Here is an 18278-nt window from a genome sequence, read left to right on the forward strand (position 1 = left end):
CCTCCCTGGCGACAAATCCTATGCGGAAGCGCCGACGCAAACCACCCGCGTTCGGATGGTCCAGCGACCTTCTTTTTACGTAAACGTCAAACTTTGTCACGTGGATTTTGCAATCGCCATGGGGGTCGTCATCCACGGGCGAAGCGGCGCGGCGCAGACCATAGGATGACGAAATCGCGGAGGTTCTGGTCAATTTCAAAATTGCTGCTCTCAAAATTTCTTCAACCAGGAATTACATCCTCGTATATGATCTGGGCAGATCATATACAGAGCCGACCGGACCATTGCCATGCTTGCCAGACCTGACGCCTATCGCTGCATCGAATGCGGTTTGCCCTACCGGGCAACCGGATTTTCCTACTATCACGGCGACCTGGCGAACGGCGCCGCCTACTGGTCGGATCGCGGCATATTGTGCTCACCACGATGCTCGCTTGCCCACCACCGCAAACGCGCCGCAGAAGGCACGCTGCGGCAGGAGCCAGCGCCAGATCCGTTTGAGTTTCCTCCGGTCAGCCGACGATGACCGCAGCGCTTGATATGTACGGTTAAAACCCGTACATATTGCGTCAGAGATGATCGCGATGCCAAACCAAAAGACCCGCACTGCCCGTATCGAGGCTCGTATTTCGCCAGATATGCTTAGCGTGGTGAAGCGTGCTGCCGAAATTCAGGGCCGTAGCGTCAGTGACTTCGTGGTTGCCGCCGCGCAGGAAGCCGCACAACGCACCATTGAGGAGACGGCTATCATTCGCCTGTCCATCGAGGATCAGCGCGCTCTGGTCGAGGCCATTCTCAATCCACCCGAACCCAATGAAGCACTGCGCAAAGCCGCCGATGCCTACAAGCGACTTGTCGTCGAATCCCGGTGAGTCTGGACTTGATCATCGAGCCACTGGGTGGCTCGTATACTCGGAATGGATTCAGCTGCGGTGTACTGGCACTGGACCACTATCTTCGCGAGCAGGCGAGCCAGGACGTCAAACGCCGAGTCAGCAATTGCTTCGTCGCCGCAGACCGTGATGTCGGTCTCATTGCCGGATATTACACTCTTGCAGCGGCAAGTCTGCCCATCGCTTCTCTGCCAGAAGAGCTGACGAAACGCCTACCGCGCTATCCAGTCCTGCCCGCCATATTGATTGGAAGGTTGGCTGTCGACACCCGATATCAGGGACAACGTGTTGGATCGACATTGATCGTGGATGCGCTCCGGCGCTGCGCCCAAGCCGCCCCCGCCTCTTTCGCGCTGATCGTCGACGCCAAGGACGACAAAGCCGCCGCTTTTTATCTCAAGCATGGTTTCACGCCGTTTCAAGGTCGCCCGTTGTCGATGTTCCTGTCGGTAGCGACGGCGTTGAAGCTGTTCGGCTGACGCACCGCGTCGTCTCGATAAGCATTTCCTTAACCATAGCGGTTCAGCATTCGCCTTTGATCAACGGGAATTCCCTGTTTTGAAAAGGACGGCGCGCTTTCTTGCCCGCACGGCGCTTCTCGCTTTCGCGGCAGTCATGGCACTGTCGATGGCGGCAAAGGCCTCGGATTTCTCCGAGCCGTGGAAGAATGCCGACCGCGCCCTGGTCATCGACGCCTACGAATATAATTCCATCGACTGGGCCCAGCTTGCCACCGACAAGCGCATCGCCGCCTTCATCAACAAGGCGTCCGACGGCATGCCGCCGCCCTATTTCTGTTTCGGCGGCGATACCGACGTGAAGCTGTGCAAGGCGCTTTGGAAACGCCACGCGGTGACGCGCGAACTGTTCCAGACACGCCGGGTCGTGGCGAAGGCACTCGGCATGAAATGGGGCGCCTATCACCTCGCCCGCCCCGGCAATCCGGTCGAGCAGGCCAATAATTTCCTCGATTTCGCCGACCCCGCGCCGGACGACCTCATGGCTCTCGACATCGAGGGTATCGATCCCACGCAATGGATGTCGCTCGACGACGCCGAGGAGTTCGTGCGCCAGGTGCATCGGCGCGTCGGCCGCTTCCCGGTGCTCTACACCAACGGGAAGACGGCGCAATATATCGCCGACAACCTCTACAGATACCGGCTCCTGTCGCGGCTGCCGCTTTGGTACGCGCGCTACAAGCCTGACATCGACGTGCATTTTCCGATGGGCAACTGGCAGGGCTACGCGCTCTGGCAGTTCTCGGCGCAGGCCAATTGCGGCCGCTTCCGCTGCCCCTACCGGGTCGCAGGTACACCCGACAACATCGACGTCAACGTCGCGCCAACCGATGCCGCCACGCTGCGCCAGCAATGGCCGTTCGGCGGGCTGATCGACGTGCCGTCCGATTATCTGGCCAGCGTGCCGGTGCCGCTCTCGCGGGAGGCAGGCCTCGCCGGCAGAGCCACCCTCATTTATGCCGATGTGGCGACGCCGCCGACCGTCGAGGAAATGGTCGCGGTGCTCGGTTCGCGCTGGTCGAAATTCCGCGATGGGTTTCATATGCCGGTCGTGAAGACGGTGCCGCGACGGCCGGGCTTCGGCATTGTCCAGTATGTCGCCTGGAAGCGGGCCGGCCAGCGCTCGCCCTCACAACTCGACGCCGCCTTCGCGGCGGCCGATCCGCTCAGCACGGCATCGACCGAACTCGATCGCGGCCAGCGGTAGCGCCGTCCATCGGTCGACGCTTCAGCCAGCCTGTTCACGCGCCACGGCCTGCCAGCCGATGTCGCGGCGGCAGAACCCGTCCGGCCAGTCGATGCGGTCGAGCGCGGCATAGGCCCGCGCCTGCGCCTCGCCGACCGTGGCGCCGGTCGCCGTGACGTTGAGCACGCGACCGCCATTGGCGACCAGCGCGCCGCCATTGATCGCGGTGCCGGCATGGAAAATCTGGACGCCTTCGCCCGCGGCGTTCTCGACGCCGCGAATGACGGAGCCTTTTTCCGGCGTGCCGGGATAGCCCCTCGCCGCCATCACCACGGTCAGCGCCGCCTCGTCGCGCCAGCGCACGGAGGTATGCGCGAGCTGGCCGTCGACGGCGGCATTGAGCAGCACCAGAAGGTCATCCCTGAGGCGCATCATCAGCACCTGGCATTCCGGGTCGCCGAAGCGGGTGTTGTATTCGATCAGCTTGGGTCCCTTGTCCGTGATCATCAGCCCGGCGAACAGAATGCCGGCGAAGGGCGCGCCAAGCTCGGCCATGCCGCGCATGGTCGGCTCGATGATCTCGCGCATCGTGCGCTCGATCATGTCAGGCGTCATCACCGGGGCCGGCGAATAGGCGCCCATGCCGCCGGTGTTGGGTCCGACATCGCCGTCGCCGACGCGCTTGTGGTCCTGTGCGGTGCCGAAGGGCAGTGCCGTGGTGCCGTCGCAAAGGCAGAAGAAGCTCGCTTCCTCGCCGGTCATGAATTCCTCGATCACCACCTCCGCGCCGGCGGCGCCGAAGGAGCCGTCGAAGCAGGAAGCGAGTGCCGCCTGCGCCTCATCCATCGTCATGGCGACGGTGACGCCCTTGCCGGCCGCCAACCCGTCGGCCTTGATGACGATCGGCGTGCCTGTCTTTTCGACATAGGCCCTGGCGGAGGCCAGGTCACCGAAACGGCCATAGGCGGCGGTCGGGATGTTGTACCTGGCGCAGAGATCCTTGGTAAAACCCTTCGAGCCTTCCAGCCGCGCGGCGGCCTTCGAAGGCCCGAAGACGCGGATGTTTTCGGCGCGCAGATCATCGGCGATGCCGGCGACGAGCGGCCCCTCCGGACCGACCACGACAAGATCGATTTTTTTCTCGCGGCAGAAGGCGGCGACTGCGGCGTGGTCGGCAATATCCAACTTTGCCAGCTCGGCCTCTGCGCCGATGCCCGGATTGCCTGGAGCCGCGTAGAGCTTGGTCAGCAGCGGCGACGCGGCGATCTTCCAGGCCAGCGCATGTTCGCGGCCGCCCGAGCCGAGAAGAAGAACGTTCATGGCCACCTCTTGATGCCGACTTAGAGAGAACACCCGCTATTGCTCTCCGGGCGACGGGTCAAGGCATCAGGGCGGATTGATCGAAATTGCGCACGGGAACGTTACCCCTGCCGAATAGAGGCGCTGGCTATCGGCGTCTCTATTCTGACTTCTCGCTCAGCTCTGAAAGATAACCGGAAACCAGTCCTCGCGCAGCTTCTGTCCCGGCTGCATGCCATGACCGTGATAGGGCGGTGAGGTACGGCCGGGCCGCTCCACATAATGGGCATCGTCGCCGACCCAGCGCAGCGACAGCGCCCGGCGACGTGCCGCGGTCATGTTGCCGCGTGCGCCATGCGCGGTGCGGAAGTCGAACAGGATGGCGTCGCCCGGCTCCATCTCCCATCCGATAACTTTCATCGATGGATCGTTGTCAGGGTCCGGTACCGGCCGGTAATCGCCCTCGCCTGCATAGAAATTGTCGTCGTTCAGCCAACGCACCGGCAGGACCATCTTGTCCCATTTGTGCGAACCGGCGATCAGCCTCAGCGTCGCCTCCTTCACCGGATCGATGGGAATCCAGAAACTCACCGTCTGCTGGCCGTCGACAAAATAATAGGGAATGTCCTGGTGCCACGGCGTCGGCTTCTGCGTACCGGGTTCCTTGACCAGGACGTGGTCGTGGAAGAACTGCGCGGTGCGCGACCGCATCACCGCGGCCGCCAGTCGCGCCGCAGGCGATTCGCGCACCACCTGGACGAATTCGGGAATGCGCTCCCAGTTGCAGTAGTCGTCGAAAAAGCTGCCTTTGCCATTGGCGATGTCGGACGCCGTGGCGCTGCGGTTCTGGATGTTGCGCTCGATGCCGGCGGCAATCGTGTCGACCCAGCCCTTGAAGGCGCCGCGTACGCAGACTGCGCCGTCACGCTGGTAGTCGGCGATTGTCTGGGCATCGATGATTTCGGTGTCGATGGCGCGAGCAACGGTCTGTGAAGCCATGTTGTCCTCCTTTCAGGATCGACGCGACTATCGCAGCGGCAACTCATTCAGTAAAATAATAACTTCTCATCTGACAGATAGGCTTCAGCTATGAGCCTCAGCCTCACCCAGCTACGCTATCTCATCGCCGTTGCCCGCCATGGCAGCGTTACCGGCGCGGCCCGGGCGCTCAACATTTCGCAGCCCTCGATTTCGGTGGCCATCGACGCGATCGAAAAGGATTTCGGCCAGAAGCTTTTCGTGCGCCAGCGGGGAAGCGGCGTGTCGCTGACCTCCTTCGGCCGGGTCGTGGTGGCGAAGGCGAAGCAGGTCCTTGCCGAGACGGACGAACTCCTGGGTCTGGGCAAGGTCAGTTCGACGGTCGGCGGCGAACTGGTGCTTGGATGTTTCGAGGATCTGGCGCCCTATTTCGCGCCGGGCCTCATCCGCGCCTTTTCCGAACGCCATCCAGAGGTCGATGTCGTCGTTCGGGACGAGACATTCGAGACGCTCGGGCGACGCCTGTCGGACTCCGCCGTCGATCTCGGGCTCAGCTACGATCTTGGCCTGCCGTCGCACTTCGCCCGCATCCTGCTGCACGAATTGCGGCCGCACGCGCTGTTGTCGGCGGGCCATGCGCTGGCGGACCGCCCCGAGGTCAGCCTGGCCGATCTGGCCGCCTATCCGCTGATCACCACCGACCAGCCGCATAGCTGGCAGCATATGCTCGACCTGTTCCGCGGGCGCGGCCTATCGCCCGTTGCCCACAGGCGCACGAGCTCGTTCGAACTCCAGCGCAGCATGGTCGCGAACGGCTTCGGCGTTGCGGTCAGCTATACCCGCCCGCATGGCGACCGCAGCTATGACGGTCTGCCCCTCGTCTGCACGCCACTGTCGGATCCGCTGCCCATGCAGCGCATCATCCTCACCCACGATACACAGCAGCGCGTATCGAAGGCGGCGCTGGCTTTCATCGAGGTGGCGAAGGACTGGTTTTCCAAGCGCGACATCTTCACCTCATGACGGACTGAGGAGTGCCGCGCGCCTGCTTGCCGCTTGACGGTTTCAACCGCTGCTGCCACTCCATGCCGATGGAACAAATCCAGTCGAAAACGGCCCAGGGCCGTGTCGCCGATGCGCCGAACGGCCATTGGGTCTATCGCGTGCTGCCGCGCGCGATCTGGCCCTACGCGCAGCTTGCGCGATGGGACCGGCCGATAGGCTGGCAGCTGCTTCTGTGGCCGTGCTGGTGGTCGGCGGCACTTGCCGCGAGCGCCTATCCCCGCCCCGGCGACCCGCTGCTCTCGCTGCTACCGGCGCCCCTGTACCTCGTGCTGTTCCTGGTCGGTGCCGTCGCCATGCGCGGCGCCGGCTGCACCTATAACGACATTGTCGACGAGGACATCGACAGCCAGGTCGAGCGCACCCGCTCGCGCCCGCTGCCGTCCGGCCAGGCCACGCGCCGGCGAGCCTGGCTGTTTCTCCTGCTGCAGGCCTTGGTCGGCCTGGCGGTTCTCCTGCAGTTCAACAGCTTCGCCATTCTGCTCGGCGCCTGCTCGCTGGTGATCGTCGCCGTCTATCCATTCATGAAGCGGATCACCAACTGGCCGCAGCTGTTTCTGGGGCTCGCCTTTTCCTGGGGCGCGCTGATGGGATGGGCGGTCGAGTTCGGCGATCTGGATGGGCCCGCCATCATGCTTTATATCGGTTCGATCCTGTGGGTGATCGGCTATGACACGATCTACGCGCACCAGGACAAGGAAGACGATGCCATCGTCGGCGTGCGCTCGACGGCACGGCTGTTCGGCGACAACACCAAGGCGTGGCTGGCAGGGCTCTATGGCGGCATGCTGATCTGCTTTGCCATCGCCTTCGCCTCGGCGCAGGCCCCGGTGGTGGCGCTGGCGGGACTGATCGCCGCCGGTGCCCATCTGGCCCGGCAGATCGCGGTGCTGGATATCGACGATCCGGACCAGTGCCTGCGGCTGTTCCGGTCGAACAACCAGGTCGGCTGGCTGATCTTCCTCGGCCTGATCGGCGGTGCATTGTGGGTGGCGCTGAAGCCGCTGGTGTAGTCTTTCTTCTCCCCGTTTAGGGGCAGAAGGTGGCGGCAGCCGGATGAGGGGCAGCGCCGACCTTGAAGGCGAGGCGAGAGGTTCAACGGCGACAGGTGGGTCAAACACTCAGGCCAGCGCTGCCCCTCATCGCCCTGCCGGGCACTTCTCCCCATATAGTGACGGGGAGAAGAAGGCTACTCCCGTGAAATGATTTCCTGGCCGTCAATGACGAGCCTCAAACCCAGCTCCCCGGTTCTGCGGCGGGCAAGGAAGCGCGGGCGGCGCGTGTTGGAAACGCGGCCCTTGCGGCGGTCCTGCGCCGGCAGCGTCTTGATGGCGGCACCGAGCGATTCCTCCAGGGTACGGGCTACGCCGTCGGATTCGATCAGCAGCATCGGCAGACGGTAGGCATCGGCCCAGGCGCGCCAGTCGGCGGCAACGTCCTCGAGATCGTCGGCCACCAGCAGCGGCACCGACAGCATCGGATCGTTGTGCAGGAGTTCCAGGGTCACCGTGACATTGCCTTCCGGATCCTCCATCGCACGGGCGGCGACGCCGCGAAATGCATTGGCGGGCAGGACGATGATCGCCGGCAGGCCACTCATCTCGAGCATGCGGCGGATCACGGCGCCACGCTGGTCGATGGTGAAGGTCACGTCGCCATAATCGTCCCGCGTCGCGTAGCTCACCACCTGCGGCAGGCGGAATGGGTCGAGGCGCATGTTGCGTCCCGCCCAGACTGGCTTAAGTCCAGTGTTCACGTTCATAGAGCGCCTTCCTGTCTGTCTCCTGAGAGCCGGTGTCCGGTTCTCTCCGGGCCAGTTTTCCCGGCCTCGTTATGGGGAAACAGTAGCGCCGGCTCCTTACCGCCGCGCTTAAGAAAGTCGGTTAAATTTTGCTGATCTCAGGGATGGTTATCGGAATGCCACCGACCACAAGATGTTGAAAGGATCAGATAACCTTACCGGGATTCATGATGCCGGCCGGATCGAAGGCGGCCTTCACCCGGCGCATCAGATCGATGGCCATCGGCGGCGCGGTGGCGATCAGTTCGTCGCGCTTCAACTGGCCGATGCCGTGCTCGGCCGAGATCGAACCGTGCAGGCTGCGCACCACGTCATGCACGGCCTTGTTCATGGCATGATAGAGCGCCAGAAACGCCTCGTCGCCGCCGTCGACGGGCCGCGAGATGTTATAGTGGAGATTGCCGTCGCCCATATGGCCGAAGCAGACCACGCGGGCGCCGGCACTGACCGAGGCCACCGCGCCGGCGGCCTCTTCGATGAAGCGCGGTATCGATGCGATCGGCACTGAAATGTCGTGCTTGATCGAAGCGCCTTCCGGCTTCTGCGCCTCGGGCAGCAGCTCGCGGAAGTTCCAGAAGGCATCGCCCTGCCCCAGGCTGGCGGCGATGACGGCATCGCCGACGAATTCCTGTTCGAGGCCCGCCGAGAGCACGTCCTCGATCAGCGCCCGCGAATCCTCCGACGAGCGGCCGGAGGAAATCTGCATCAGCACATACCAGGGCCAATCCTCCATCAACGGTCGGGTCACCCCCGGGGCGTGCGCCAAGGTGAAATCATATGGCCGCTTGCCGATCAGCTCGAAGGCGGTGAGTGCCGCCCCGGCGCGGTCCATGGCCAGGCTGAACAGGGAAAGGGCGGCGTCGGGGGACGACAGGCCGACGAAGGCGACCTCGCGTCCCTTGGGCTTGGGAAACAGTTTGAGCACGGCGGCGGTGATGATGCCCAGCGTGCCTTCGGCGCCGACAAACAGGTTCTTCAGGTCGTAGCCGGTGTTGTCCTTCTTCAGCTTGCGCAAATCGTCGAACACCTCGCCCGTCGGCAGCACCACTTCGACGCCAAGACAGAGTTCACGTGCATTGCCATAGGCAAGCACACCGGTGCCACCGGCATTGGACGAAAGATTGCCGCCGATCTGGCAGGACCCTTGCGCGGCGAGCGATAGCGGGAACAACCGGTCGGCGGCATCGGCCGCTTCCTGCAGCGTCTGCAGGATGACGCCGGCCTCGACCGTGACCGTGTTGGACAGGACATCGATCTCGCGGATGCGGTTCAGCCGCGACAGCGACAGGACGATTTCATGGCCGGATTTGTCCGGCACCTGCGCGCCGACCAGCCCGGTGTTGCCGCTTTGCGGCACGACCGGTGTTCCGGTCTCTGTCGCCAGCCGCATGATCCGGCTGACCTCCTCGACGCTGCCCGGTCGCAGCACCAAGGACGTCACGCCATGCCAGAGTCCGCGTCGCTCGATGAGATAGGGCGCGATGTCCTGCTGATCGCGCAGAGCATATTTCTCGCCGACGATCGCCATGAATCGATCGATGAGAGCGGGATCGAGTGTCTTCACAGTTTCGGTCATGCGGGAAAACTACGTTGTGGGCTGTGCGTTGTCACGAGGAGCGGCGGCACGCGAGAGCCGATCGTTGATCGCCTCACCGAGTCCGTCAAAGGGAATGGTCTCAACCGCGATGGTGCGCGCGCCGCTACGGTCAAGATCCTGCATGTAGGCGAACAGATTGCTCGCCGCTTCACGCAGGTCACCCGACACCGACAGGTTGAGGAAAGCGGTTGCGCCGCGCCAGCCTTCAGCTCTTTGGCTCCCGAAGGCGAGCAGCGCTTCACCCTCGCCGACCGACTGGGCATTGAGCCGAACAGCGGCACCCGGCGCGTAGTGCGAGGCGAGCATGCCCGGCGCCTCGATGCCGGCGGCACCGCCGCGCAGCAGTTCCATGCCGATGACCGCTTCGATCTCTTCCGCGGCAACGCCGCCTGGCCGAAGCAGGCGCAATCTTTCGCCTTCCGCCTTGACGATGGTCGATTCCAGCCCGACCGGCGTGGCGCCGCCATCGACCACCAGCTTGATGCGGGCGCCGAGGTCCGCCGCAACGGCTTGCGCCGTCGTGGCGCTGATCTTGCCGGATGAATTGGCGCTGGGCGCGGCAAGCGGTCGGCCAAGCCTGGCGATCAGGTCGCCGCCAAACCCCTTAGGCATGCGCAAGGCGATCGTGTCGAGCCCGGCTGTGACCAGCGGATGAATGCCGTTGCCGGGGCGCTGCGGCAGGACCAGCGTCAGCGGACCCGGCCAGAAGGCAAGCGCGAGTTTCTCCGACAGCGGATCGAACAGCGCAATGCGCTCGGCCATCGCCATGTCGGCGACATGGGCGATCAGCGGATTGAACCGCGGCCGTCCCTTGGCCTCGAAGATGCGCGCCACGCCAATGCCGTTGGTGGCGTCGCCGGCCAGTCCATAGACGGTTTCAGTCGGGATGGCGACGACATCGCCGCCCTCAAGCAGCGCCAGCGCCGGTTCCATCGCTTTGCCGACGGCAAGTATTTCAGCCACTCTGGTCACCTCGCGGATGCCGGCTGCGTAGTACGACGCCGCCGCCGGAGCAAGCGGGCATTGGCAAATCACCAATTCCTAAAATGCTATGTTTCCATGAAAGCCGGCATCAATCGCCGAGCACTATCGTGCGGCTTCTGGGCAATTGGGGAGCTATGTCAGTGTCTGTGCGTATCTGGGGAACGCTTGCTATCACTCTGGCGTCAATGGCTGGCGGGGCTCAGGCCTCGTCGCTGGTCTTTCCCGGCGCGCCGGTCTCGACGCCCTCCATTGTTACGCTGAAAGCAAACGACACGAGCGACGTGGTGTCTGTCGTTGCGCTCGGCGAGCCCGATGTCACCTACGAAAAGGTGGCCGCAATCCCGGACAAGGCCGAGGCAGACCACGCTTCCCCGCAGAACCCGATGATCATTCGTGGCGGCATCGTCGGCGGCGCCTTCTCGACGCCGGCGCAGGCCAAGGCGCCCACCGCCACGACCGCCCCCGCCACGGCGACCGCCTCGGCAGCCCCCGCGCCGGCAGCGCAAGGGAAAGCACCGGCGGCGGCCGCGCCGCGACCGGCGGCCCAACAGCCTGCTTCGGGAGCCGGCAAGGTCAAATAGCGAGCTACTGGACTGGCCGACCAGAGGGCTCGATGGCTTGACGGCGGTCTGGCGCCCTGCGAACCATTGTCCGGCGAATCCTGGCATATCTCGCCGGCCGACGCTGCCGCCTGAATTTCACCAGGCGGCCCCGGCAGATGGAATTTGTATTGTTCAAGGCAAGGGGGTGCTCATGAAAAACTCGAAGACCGTTACCGTGGCAGGGCTGCTGCTGGCGTCATTGCTTGGCGGCGCGGCCCATGCGGACGACATGCTGGGGTCATATGTGGCGCGCATTTCGGATCGCGATCACCAGGCGAGCGACGGCTATGCGCTGGACGGCGCCGCGCAGATGGTGCGGCAGGACCGCGCCAACTGGCACAAATTCCATCGCCGCGACAGCGACGACGAGGGTGATGCCTGGTTCAGGACCAACGACCAGCGCGCCGATCTGCAGCGCATGCTGGAACGCCCCGGCGCGATGAGTTCCTCGACCAAGCGCGCCATCGTCAATGGCGAGCCGCTGATCCAGGTCGACGTCTACGAAAACAGCGTGCGCGTCAGCATTCTGGAAAATTGAAAAGTCGGCGTTCGGAAAACTGACACAAGACCAACGAAAAGGGCGGCACGAAAGCGCCGCCCCTTCATTTGAGAAAAACCGTCGCCTGAAAAATCAGGCAGCTTCTTCCTTGTCGTCGTCTTCTTCGTCGGACTCGCCGTCTTCGGATTCTTCCTCGGCGTCATCGCCTTCGGCCTTCACGGCGTCATCGGCGTCTTCTTCTTCGGACTCTTCGCCGTCTTCGTCGTCGCCTTCCTCCTCATCGCCATCCTCGTCATCGTCCGACAGGTCGGCGGCTTCGGTCGTGGCGGCGGCATGATCGAGGGCGGTTTCGGAAGCGGATTCAAGCGTCTCGGCGGCGGCCGGGTTTTCTTCAGTCACTTCGATTTCGTGATCGGAATTCATGGAAGCCTCCGTTGGGTTGGGGAACATGTCCCTTTTGCCACGGGGAGATCATCGTCATATGACTGTAAGCCGGCTCGAACGGTCGGCTGGGCGATATTTTTCCTCGCCTCTCAACCAGCGATTTTCGAGAAATCCGCGACCTGACCGGTAGCCGTGCGAATGCGCGTGAGCAGCGCAAGGCGGTTGGCGCGCACGGACAGATCCTCATCATTCACGAGAACATGCTCAAAAAATGAATCAACAGGTTCACGCAACACGCTAAGCGCCAGCATGGCAGCGGAAAAGTCTTGGTTTTGAATCGCTTCGCCGGCTTGCTTCTCGGCTTGATTCACCGCCGCGAAAAGCGATTTCTCGGCATCTTGCCGGAACAACGCCGGCTCAACGCTCTGGGCGACCGCCGTTTTCTTCTTCTCCTCGGCGGCCAGGATGTTGGCCGCGCGCTTGGTACCGGCAAGCAGGTTCCTGCCGTCCTCGGTATCGAGGAAGGAGCCAAGCGCTTCGACGCGGCGCACGATCTGCAGGAGGTCGTCGGACTGCGGCGTGATCACCGCATCTATCAGATCGTGGCCAGCGCCCTGGTCGCGCAGATAGACCTTCAGCCTGTCGTGGAAGAACGACAGGAGGTCGGGAAGAACTTCTAATGAGCCCCGAAACGCAAACACTTCCGCGATTTGACCGTTTTCGAATCGGGCATAATTACAGCCGTCCGTTGCGTTAATCTCCCCAACTTCATCCGAAAAATCATCCTGTCCCCAAAGGCTGTCCGGATGGTTCTCTGGCAACTCATAGTCTGTTGGATCTAGCTCCGTGACCACTAACTTACGGCTGTGCAACCGGTCGTAGTGAGTCGCATGGGCGGCTTTTAGCAAACTCAACATTGCAAGCTTGATCCCATTTTCGATCAAGAGTCTCACCACGCCCAGAGCCGCTCTGCGCAGCGCATACGGATCCTTCGAACCCGTTGGCTTGTCATCGATGGTCCAGAAGCCGACCAGCGTATCCAGCTTGTCGGCGAGCGCCACGGCGACCGACACCGGATCGCTCGGCACATAATCGGACGGGCCCTGCGGCTTGTAGTGCTCTTCCGCCGCCGCCGCGACAGAAGAATGCTCGCCTTGAAGCAGCGCGTATTTGCGGCCCATCGCGCCTTGCAATTCGGGAAACTCGCCGACCACTTCAGTGGTGAGATCGGCCTTGGCCAGGACAGCGGCACGGCGCGCCAGCGCTGGATCCGCGCCGACGATCGGCGCCAGCTCTTCCGCCAGCCGCGCGATCCGCTCCACCCGCTCGCCCTGTGTGCCGAGCTTGGCATGGAAAGTCACATTGAGATGGTCGAGCCGGGCCATGCGCTGGTCGAGCGGCTTCTTCAGGTCGAGCCCGAATTTCTTCGCCGATGCGTCGAGTTGAGCGAGATCGGGCAGATCGCCCTGGTCGGTCGTCCAGAAATAAAGCGCATCCGAGAGGCGGGCGCGCACCACCTTGCCGTTGCCGTGAGCGATCTCCTTGCCGCCGTCCCTGGCCTCGATATTGGCGGTCAGCAAAAAGCGGTTGGAGAGCGCCTCGCCTTCCCCTTGCGGCCGCGTCACGAAGCATTTCTGGTTGGCGCGGATGGTCAGCCGGATCACCTCGGCGGGAATGGCCAGGAATGCCTCTTCGAACTCGCCCATCAGCACGACAGGCCATTCGACCAGCCCCGACACTTCCTCAAGCAAGCCCTCATCCTCGACCAGGTCGAGCCCGTTGGCGAAGGCGAGGTTGCGGGCGTCGGCGAGGATGATCTCCTTGCGCCGGTCGGCGTCGAGCACGACCTTGGCTGCCTCGAGCTTGCTCACATAATCATCGAAGCGGCGCACGGTGATTTCGCCGGGTGCGAGAAACCTGTGGCCGTAGGTGACGTTGCCCGAACGGATGCCGTCGATCTCGAAATCGACAACGACCGGCTCCTCGGTCTCGGGGCCGAAGGTGCACAGGATCGATTGCAGCGGCCGCACCCAGCGTAGCGAGCCCGGCTTGGCCGAGGCCGGCCCCCAGCGCATCGATTTCGGCCAGGGGAAATCGCGGATGATAGCGGGCACCAGTCCAGCGATGATCTCCTCCGCCGCCCTGCCCGGCTTCGAAATATGCGCGACGTAGAAGTCGCCCTTCTTCGGGTCGGAATGGACATGCGCTTCGGCGATCGAAGACAGGCCGGCCTTGCGCAGGAAGCCCTGGACGGCCTGATCAGGCGCCGATGTCGACGGCCCCTTGATATCCTCGTGAATATCCTTCGAGCGTGCGGTAAGCCCGCGGATATCGAGCGTCAGGCGCCGTGGCGTCCAATAGTCACGCGCCGCCTCATAAGTCAGTCCCGCCTCGACCAGACCGTCGGTCAGCATTTTCTTCAAATCGCCCGCCGCCTTGCGCTGCATGCGTGCGGGAATCTCTTCGGAGCGAAGTTCTAGAAGCAGGTCAGGCATGGTTGGGGCTCACGCGGCAAAATGGTCCGCGCGGGGCATAGCAACTCGGCTGGCCGCTGTCACCCTTTCCATAAATTTCAGTCGGCTTGTCGGGACGCGCCCAACCCGCCCGTCCTCGGATCAAAGATTTCCATGAACCCAACGCAGCGCTGAAGCGACCCACGCTCAGGCAGGGAACTATTGGCTGAACGACGATGAAAACCGCATCCAGACTTCTTCAGATCCTCGCGCTCAGCGCCTGCTTCACCGCGCAGGCCCACGGCGCCTTCTCGATGCCGGGCGTGCGGCAGGCGCTGCGGACGATGTCTGGTCCGAGCGGCCAGATCCTGTCGCCGATCAGCGCTTGCCTCGAAATGATCAACGGCGCTTGAGGCTCAGGCCGCCAATCCACCCGCCTGCGTCTTAAGGAACGCCTCGCCGCAGGTTTTCGCCAGATTGCGTACGCGCAGGATGTAGCTCTGCCGCTCGGTGACCGAGATCACGCCACGCGCGTCGAGCAGGTTGAAGACATGGCTCGCCTTGATGCACTGGTCGTAGGCCGGAAAGACCATCTTGTGCATAGGCAGATTGTCGTTGGATGCCGGCGCGCCGGCCTCGAGCAGCGCCTTGCACTCGGCTTCGGCATCCTCGAAGTGGCGCAGCAACATGGCGGTGTTGGCATATTCGAAATTGTGGCGCGAATATTCCTGCTCGGCCTGCAGGAACACGTCGCCATAGGTGACCTTGTCGGCGCCTTCGCGGCCGTTGAAGTTGAGGTCGTAGACGTTGTCGACGCCCTGCACATACATGGCCAGGCGCTCGAGGCCGTAAGTGAGTTCGCCCGCCACCGGCGCGCATTCGATGCCGCAGACCTGCTGGAAATAGGTGAACTGCGAGACCTCCATGCCGTCGCACCAGCATTCCCAGCCAAGGCCCCAGGCGCCCAGGGTCGGGCTTTCCCAGTCGTCCTCGACGAAGCGTATGTCGTGCAGCAGGGGGTCGACGCCGATCGCCGCCAGCGAGCCGAGATAGAGTTCCTGCAGGTTCGGCGGATTGGGCTTCAGGATCACCTGGTACTGGTAGTAATGCTGCAGCCGGTTGGGGTTCTCGCCGTAGCGGCCGTCCTTGGGACGGCGCGAAGGCTGGACGTAGGCGGCGTTCCAGCGCTTTGGTCCGAGCGCGCGCAGCGTCGTTGCCGGATGAAACGTGCCGGCGCCGACCTCCATGTCATAGGGCTGCAGGATGACGCAGCCATAGGCGGCCCAATAATTGTGCAAGGTCAGGATCAGCCCCTGGAACGAGCGGCTGGGATGCATATGGGCTGGGATTTCAATCGTCACGATGGCCTCGGCGACACAGGCTAGCTTGCGGCCACGTCCTAGAGACAGTGCGGCGAAGCGTCAAGCAAGGCGCGTCCGATGCGCGCCACCTTGAGCATACTGGGCGATGTTGAAAACTTTGCCAGGGACTGGCCCATTGCCCGCCGCGAGGGTCCGCGATCCAATTCGAACAAGCATCCACGTCAGGCACAGCAGGTCGAGCCATGTCCAACCCGATCACCATCCGCCCCATCATGCGCCAGGATTTCGAGCAGTGGCTGCCGCTGTGGGATGGCTACAACGCGTTCTATGGCCGCTCGGGCGAGACGGCGCTGGCAAGTGAAATCACCGCGATGACATGGTCGCGCTTCTTCGACGCCTACGAGCCGGTGCATGCGCTGGTCGCCGAAAGCGGGAGCCAGTTGCTTGGCCTCGTCCACTACCTGTTCCACCGCAGCACGACGGCGATCGCGCCGAACTGCTATCTGCAGGACCTTTTCACCAACGAGGCCTCGCGCGGCAAGGGCATCGGCCGGGCGCTGATCGAAGGCGTCTATGAGCGCGCCCGGGCGGCCGGCTCCGGCCGGGTGTACTGGCTGACGCACGAAACCAACCAAACCGCGATGAAGCTCTATGACAAGGTCGGTGAACGCTCGGGCTTCGTCGTCTATCGAAAGATGTTCTGAGGACGCTCCAGCGCGTCGCCGCGTCTTCTGATGACGCCATGCGCCTTTCCAACCAAAACGGGGCTCCGAAGAGCCCCGTTCGCATTTCAAAAGCGATTTCACCCCTTCGGGGCGGGAACCGGCTCTGGCTTGACCTTCGGGGTTTCCTGCGCGGTGTTGGACTCGATCGGCGGCAGGCCCTTCATCAGCTTCTGCTGCAAGGTGGCGAGCACATCGGGGTCGGGCTTCAGGTCGCGGGCCTGGTTCCACTGGAAGGTGGCTTCCAGCTTGCGGCCGACGCGCCAATAGGCGTCGCCGAGATGGTCGTTCAGAACCGGATCTTCCGGCTTCAGCGACACGGCGCGTTCCATCTCGCGCACGGCGTCATCGAAGCGGCCGAGGCGGAAATAGGCCCAGCCCAGGGAATCGACGATGTAGCCATCGCTCGGCCTGAGGTCGACGGCCTTCTGGATCATCTCAAGGCCTTCCTTGAGGTTGGTGTTCATGTCGACCCAGGAATAGCCGAGATAGTTCAGCACCTGCGGCTGATCCGGCTGCAACTCCAGCGCCTTGCGGAAATTCGGCTCGGCCTTCGGCCATTCCTTCAGCCGCTCATAGGCGATGCCGCGCTGGTAGAAGATGTTCCAGTTGGCGGCGGTCGGCGTCTTCAGCACCTCGACGGCCTTGTCGTAGAGATTGGCGGCGGAGCGGAAATCATCCTTCGAGGAGTAGACGCCGCCGAGCGCCAGATAGGCGCGCATGTCATTGGGATGGGCGTCGACGAAGGCTTTCAGATGCGTGATCGCCTCGTCATGGCGGTCGAGATCGGCCAGGTTGAGGCCGAGCTGCAGGTCCGAAATCTCCTTCAGCGGCGAAGAGTCGGGGATGCGCCGATAGAGCGCGATGGCGCCCTCGCCGTCCTTCAGCTGTTCGGCAACGGCAGCGAGCTGCACGAGCGCCGCGTCGCTGTCCGGCTTCAGGGCCAAGGCATATTGCAAATAGAGGCGTACGAATGGCTCGCCGCCACCACGGTTGAGCGCGGTGGCGAGATCGAGCAAAATCTCGGAAGCACCGTCGGACGGACCGGACACGAAGGGCGCGATCTTGTCGCCCTTGCCGATCCTGTCGCGCAAGGCGACGATTTCCAGCTTGCCAGGCGAGAACGCCTCGGCCTGGTCGAGCACCGACATCGCCTTGGCCTTGTCGCCCTTGCGGGCCAGGAACGAGGCATAGGCCTGCGCGTTGCGCATCCAGGTTTCAGGGGCCGCGCCGCCGGCGGCGGTATCCTGCATCGTCGCGGCGTAGATCGCCTCGGCCTTGTCGGGCATGTTGGAGGCATCGGCGATCAGCGCGCGGTGGAAGGCCTTGAACAGGCCGAACCAGTCCGGCCCCTGCAGCTTGTCGATAGAAGCCATCGCTTCGCTGGCCTGGCCGGCACCTTGTTCGGCCCAGCCGGACATGACACCGGAGATCAAGCGGTCGAGATCGGATTCCAGCGACAGCTTGAGCCAGTACTGCGCCTTGGTGAAATCCTTCTTGTGGAAGGAATCCACAGCCAGCGCCAGGCGCGAGAAGCGCTCGACGTCCGGCACCTCCTTGAGCTTGTCGGCGTAGACCAGCGATTCATCGAAGCGGCCTTGAGCAATCAGCGACAGCATCAGGCTCTGCTGCAGCGCCGTGTCACCGGGGTTGAAGGCCAGGGCTTGCTTGTAATAGGCGATGGCGCTGTCGAGGTCGTTGTCGCCCTCGGCGATCCTGGCAGCCAGATAGGCGCCCGAGAACGACGAAATCTTGACCGGTTCGGTGGATTGCTTGGCATAGGCCGGCAAAGCCGAAATCGCCATGCCCGTCACAATTGCCAGCCTTGTCAGCCAGCGCGCACGTCCTTGCTGCATCGTATCCCTTTCAGCCAGGCGCCATCTCCGCGTCAGCGGATCGACCCAGACTCGATCATTCCGGGCAAAGCATGGCCTTTTTGGGGTCGCGCTTCAATCCGCCCGAAATTCACAATCGGGTC

19 protein-coding genes are annotated in these 18278 nt (G+C 63.3%); 10 read left to right on the top strand and 9 right to left on the bottom strand.

All coding sequences use genetic code 11. The features are described from left to right. The first annotated feature begins 289 nt into the window (after nt 1-289). The 4 genes from LB564_RS12385 to LB564_RS12400 all read left to right on the top strand — a co-directional run bounded on the left by LB564_RS12385 (nt 290) and on the right by LB564_RS12400 (nt 2618). Nucleotides 290-526 carry a hypothetical protein gene (locus tag LB564_RS12385; RefSeq protein WP_140705772.1) on the top strand — a complete coding sequence of 79 codons (237 nt, stop codon included), beginning with the start codon at nt 290-292 and terminating at the stop codon, nt 524-526. A 58-nt stretch (nt 527-584) separates the two neighbouring features. Next, on the top strand, nt 585-872 hold the full coding sequence (locus tag LB564_RS12390; RefSeq protein ID WP_224538688.1) for a DUF1778 domain-containing protein: 288 nt from the start codon (nt 585-587) through the stop codon (nt 870-872). A gap of 8 nt (nt 873-880) precedes the next feature. Next, on the top strand, nt 881-1372 hold the full coding sequence (locus LB564_RS12395) for a GNAT family N-acetyltransferase (protein WP_224537951.1): 492 nt from the start codon (nt 881-883) through the stop codon (nt 1370-1372). A gap of 136 nt (nt 1373-1508) precedes the next feature. Beyond that, complete coding sequence (locus LB564_RS12400; RefSeq protein ID WP_224538690.1) at nt 1509-2618, top strand: glycoside hydrolase family 25 protein; 1110 nt, start codon at nt 1509-1511, stop codon at nt 2616-2618. Between the two features lie 21 nt (nt 2619-2639). On the opposite strand, the gene purD is transcribed toward LB564_RS12400, so the two are convergent. Together purD and LB564_RS12410 are read right to left on the bottom strand one after the other, a co-directional pair. Then, nucleotides 2640-3917: a phosphoribosylamine--glycine ligase gene (gene purD, locus LB564_RS12405; protein WP_224537954.1), complete on the bottom strand. Its 1278-nt coding sequence runs from the start codon at nt 3915-3917 to the stop codon at nt 2640-2642. 156 nt (nt 3918-4073) lie between these two features. After that, complete coding sequence (locus LB564_RS12410; RefSeq protein ID WP_224537956.1) at nt 4074-4895, bottom strand: phytanoyl-CoA dioxygenase family protein; 822 nt, start codon at nt 4893-4895, stop codon at nt 4074-4076. 90 nt (nt 4896-4985) lie between these two features. On the opposite strand from LB564_RS12410, the gene LB564_RS12415 reads away from it, so the two are divergent. After that, complete coding sequence (locus LB564_RS12415; protein ID WP_224537958.1) at nt 4986-5897, top strand: LysR family transcriptional regulator; 912 nt, start codon at nt 4986-4988, stop codon at nt 5895-5897. A gap of 68 nt (nt 5898-5965) precedes the next feature. Next, complete coding sequence (ubiA, locus tag LB564_RS12420; RefSeq protein ID WP_224538692.1) at nt 5966-6949, top strand: 4-hydroxybenzoate octaprenyltransferase; 984 nt, start codon at nt 5966-5968, stop codon at nt 6947-6949. Between the two features lie 176 nt (nt 6950-7125). On the opposite strand, the gene LB564_RS12425 is transcribed toward ubiA, so the two are convergent. The 3 genes from LB564_RS12425 to LB564_RS12435 all read right to left on the bottom strand — a co-directional run bounded on the left by LB564_RS12425 (nt 7126) and on the right by LB564_RS12435 (nt 10297). Continuing rightward, on the bottom strand, nt 7126-7692 hold the full coding sequence (locus LB564_RS12425) for a DUF6101 family protein (RefSeq protein ID WP_224538694.1): 567 nt from the start codon (nt 7690-7692) through the stop codon (nt 7126-7128). Nucleotides 7693-7882: 190 nt separating this feature from the next. Beyond that, nucleotides 7883-9313 carry an FAD-binding oxidoreductase gene (locus LB564_RS12430; protein ID WP_224537960.1) on the bottom strand — a complete coding sequence of 477 codons (1431 nt, stop codon included), beginning with the start codon at nt 9311-9313 and terminating at the stop codon, nt 7883-7885. A 9-nt stretch (nt 9314-9322) separates the two neighbouring features. After that, complete coding sequence (locus LB564_RS12435; protein ID WP_224537963.1) at nt 9323-10297, bottom strand: L-threonylcarbamoyladenylate synthase; 975 nt, start codon at nt 10295-10297, stop codon at nt 9323-9325. A 206-nt stretch (nt 10298-10503) separates the two neighbouring features. Here LB564_RS12435 and LB564_RS12440 point away from each other — a divergent pair, with 206 nt between their 5' ends. Together LB564_RS12440 and LB564_RS12445 are read left to right on the top strand one after the other, a co-directional pair. Further along, nucleotides 10504-10899, top strand: coding sequence for a hypothetical protein (locus LB564_RS12440; RefSeq protein ID WP_224537965.1), 396 nt, complete (start codon nt 10504-10506; stop codon nt 10897-10899). Between the two features lie 172 nt (nt 10900-11071). Continuing rightward, on the top strand, nt 11072-11458 hold the full coding sequence (locus tag LB564_RS12445) for a hypothetical protein (protein ID WP_140705757.1): 387 nt from the start codon (nt 11072-11074) through the stop codon (nt 11456-11458). A gap of 93 nt (nt 11459-11551) precedes the next feature. Here the strand turns inward: LB564_RS12445 and LB564_RS12450 are convergent, their stop codons facing one another. Beyond that, nucleotides 11552-11842, bottom strand: a complete 291-nt coding sequence (locus LB564_RS12450; protein WP_224537967.1) for an ATPase — start codon at nt 11840-11842, stop codon at nt 11552-11554. A gap of 110 nt (nt 11843-11952) precedes the next feature. After that, complete coding sequence (gene glyS, locus LB564_RS12455) at nt 11953-14298, bottom strand: glycine--tRNA ligase subunit beta (RefSeq protein ID WP_224537969.1); 2346 nt, start codon at nt 14296-14298, stop codon at nt 11953-11955. A gap of 194 nt (nt 14299-14492) precedes the next feature. Between glyS and LB564_RS12460 the strand changes: the two genes are divergently transcribed. Then, the gene (locus LB564_RS12460) at nt 14493-14669 is read left to right on the top strand and encodes a hypothetical protein (protein WP_224537972.1); all 177 of its coding nucleotides are present in this window, start codon (nt 14493-14495) and stop codon (nt 14667-14669) included. A 3-nt stretch (nt 14670-14672) separates the two neighbouring features. Here the strand turns inward: LB564_RS12460 and LB564_RS12465 are convergent, their stop codons facing one another. After that, nucleotides 14673-15617, bottom strand: a complete 945-nt coding sequence (locus LB564_RS12465; RefSeq protein WP_224537975.1) for a glycine--tRNA ligase subunit alpha — start codon at nt 15615-15617, stop codon at nt 14673-14675. Nucleotides 15618-15820: 203 nt separating this feature from the next. Between LB564_RS12465 and LB564_RS12470 the strand changes: the two genes are divergently transcribed. Beyond that, complete coding sequence (locus LB564_RS12470; RefSeq protein WP_224537977.1) at nt 15821-16282, top strand: GNAT family N-acetyltransferase; 462 nt, start codon at nt 15821-15823, stop codon at nt 16280-16282. A 98-nt stretch (nt 16283-16380) separates the two neighbouring features. Here LB564_RS12470 and LB564_RS12475 read toward each other — a convergent pair whose 3' ends face one another. Next, the gene (locus LB564_RS12475) at nt 16381-18156 is read right to left on the bottom strand and encodes a tetratricopeptide repeat protein (RefSeq protein WP_224537979.1); all 1776 of its coding nucleotides are present in this window, start codon (nt 18154-18156) and stop codon (nt 16381-16383) included. Nucleotides 18157-18278: the final 122 nt, after the last annotated feature.

This window comes from Mesorhizobium sp. ES1-6 (genome assembly GCF_020164775.1).
In the GTDB taxonomy this organism is placed as follows: domain Bacteria; phylum Pseudomonadota; class Alphaproteobacteria; order Rhizobiales; family Rhizobiaceae; genus Mesorhizobium.

Bases quoted from the DNA above. Each gene is read 5' to 3' on its own strand.
- LB564_RS12400 (WP_224538690.1), top strand. From the start codon at position 1,509: ATGGCACTGTCGATGGCGGCAAAGGCCTCGGATTTCTCCGAGCCGTGG.
- LB564_RS12445 (WP_140705757.1), top strand. From the start codon at position 11,072: ATGAAAAACTCGAAGACCGTTACCGTGGCAGGGCTGCTGCTGGCGTCA.
- LB564_RS12475 (WP_224537979.1), bottom strand. From the start codon at position 18,156: ATGCAGCAAGGACGTGCGCGCTGGCTGACAAGGCTGGCAATTGTGACG.
- LB564_RS12460 (WP_224537972.1), top strand. From the start codon at position 14,493: ATGAAAACCGCATCCAGACTTCTTCAGATCCTCGCGCTCAGCGCCTGC.
- LB564_RS12440 (WP_224537965.1), top strand. From the start codon at position 10,504: ATGGCTGGCGGGGCTCAGGCCTCGTCGCTGGTCTTTCCCGGCGCGCCG.
- LB564_RS12470 (WP_224537977.1), top strand. From the start codon at position 15,821: ATGTCCAACCCGATCACCATCCGCCCCATCATGCGCCAGGATTTCGAG.
- LB564_RS12410 (WP_224537956.1), bottom strand. From the start codon at position 4,895: ATGGCTTCACAGACCGTTGCTCGCGCCATCGACACCGAAATCATCGAT.
- LB564_RS12450 (WP_224537967.1), bottom strand. From the start codon at position 11,842: ATGAATTCCGATCACGAAATCGAAGTGACTGAAGAAAACCCGGCCGCC.
- LB564_RS12390 (WP_224538688.1), top strand. From the start codon at position 585: ATGCCAAACCAAAAGACCCGCACTGCCCGTATCGAGGCTCGTATTTCG.
- glyS (WP_224537969.1), bottom strand. From the start codon at position 14,298: ATGCCTGACCTGCTTCTAGAACTTCGCTCCGAAGAGATTCCCGCACGC.
- purD (WP_224537954.1), bottom strand. From the start codon at position 3,917: ATGAACGTTCTTCTTCTCGGCTCGGGCGGCCGCGAACATGCGCTGGCC.
- LB564_RS12430 (WP_224537960.1), bottom strand. From the start codon at position 9,313: ATGACCGAAACTGTGAAGACACTCGATCCCGCTCTCATCGATCGATTC.
- ubiA (WP_224538692.1), top strand. From the start codon at position 5,966: ATGGAACAAATCCAGTCGAAAACGGCCCAGGGCCGTGTCGCCGATGCG.
- LB564_RS12415 (WP_224537958.1), top strand. From the start codon at position 4,986: ATGAGCCTCAGCCTCACCCAGCTACGCTATCTCATCGCCGTTGCCCGC.
- LB564_RS12385 (WP_140705772.1), top strand. From the start codon at position 290: ATGCTTGCCAGACCTGACGCCTATCGCTGCATCGAATGCGGTTTGCCC.